Below are 1,084 nucleotides of genomic sequence, written 5' to 3'. Positions count from 1 at the left end.
TTCAGCGCGTAGTCGCGTGCGCGGCAATAGCGCTGTTCTTCGGGTGTCATGGCCTGCTCGACGCCGCCGGGGAGGTACTGGCGGACGCCGATGTCTTCGAGTGGCTGCGGGTCGTTCAGGACCGGGATCAGCACCGGGACGAACTTTGGAATTCTCCAGGCACGGAAGTGATAGAACGTCCATAGAAAGTACTGTTTCCCATCGCGCCATTTCGTTCCTAACTCATAGGCCATGCGTTCCATGCTGCCGGGATCATCCAGTAGTGCAAGTCCGAGAACCGCACCCTGACGCACGCCATAATATTTCGCTTCCAGGTATGGTCTGATATCGGCAACGCGTTGCTCCACAGGAACAGATATCTGGGCCATGGTCAGCAGGAGGTTTTTGTCTCGCGCATTTTCCGGAGGCCGCAGTTTTGCCTTGAGAATGGGGTAGACCTCAGGCCGCGGATCTTCGATCAAGCCATAGATGCTGTTGTATCCGCCGCCATTGCCGAAGCCCTGCGCTAGAAGCAGCGCGGATTCTTGTGTGCGGATCTGCCTCAAGCAAGCATAAGCGGCATCCTTCGTCTCACTCTCCTTGGCGGCCTCGGTGAGGTTATTGGCATAGCGTTTGGCGAGAATGGCCTTGATCTCCGGAATGACCTCGCTCCGGTAAGTGCGGCAGTATGTCTTGGCTTCGTCCCATTTTTCGTCGTCAATCAGTTGAGCCAGGGTTGGCATGGCTTGGGTCTCCTGAGCGGGTGCGGTTTGCGCGGTGGCGGATAGGGCCGGCATTGCCGTGGCAATGCCGCAGAAGAGCGTCAGGCAAACACGCCATGACCGGGTTCGGCGTCGATGTCTTGGTTCCATGTTGTCGGTCGTCGTCCTCAATCCGCTGGCGTAACCGGGTATGGCGCATCCGTCACGGTGTAGCCAAGATCGCGCAGTTTCTGTTTGACGAGTTCACGCTGTTCCTTGGTGTAGGTGACGTGTTCCTCGATCTTGAACGGCAGGTCCAGTTTCAGTGTCTTGGCGATGATGTTCAGCGCGTAGTCGCGTGCGCGGCAATAGCGCTGTTCTTCGGGTGTCATGGCCTGCTCGAC

Annotated in this window: 2 protein-coding genes; both read right to left on the bottom strand. The window is 57.7% G+C overall.

Annotated features, from left to right (window positions below; all coding sequences use genetic code 11):
• The coding region (locus AC1DN0_RS41120) for a hypothetical protein (RefSeq protein ID WP_441637768.1) at positions 1–722 on the bottom strand (722 nt) is incomplete at its 3' end.
• A 146-nt stretch (positions 723–868) separates the two neighbouring features.
• Positions 869–1,084 (bottom strand): hypothetical protein (locus AC1DN0_RS41115; RefSeq protein WP_441629333.1); only part of this gene is annotated, 216 nt, incomplete at its 5' end.

The sequence above is a fragment of the Cupriavidus sp. 05N39 genome (genome assembly GCF_056397325.1).
The sequence above is the reverse complement of the archived record's forward strand: the minus strand, read 5'-3'. Positions and strand labels throughout refer to the sequence as shown.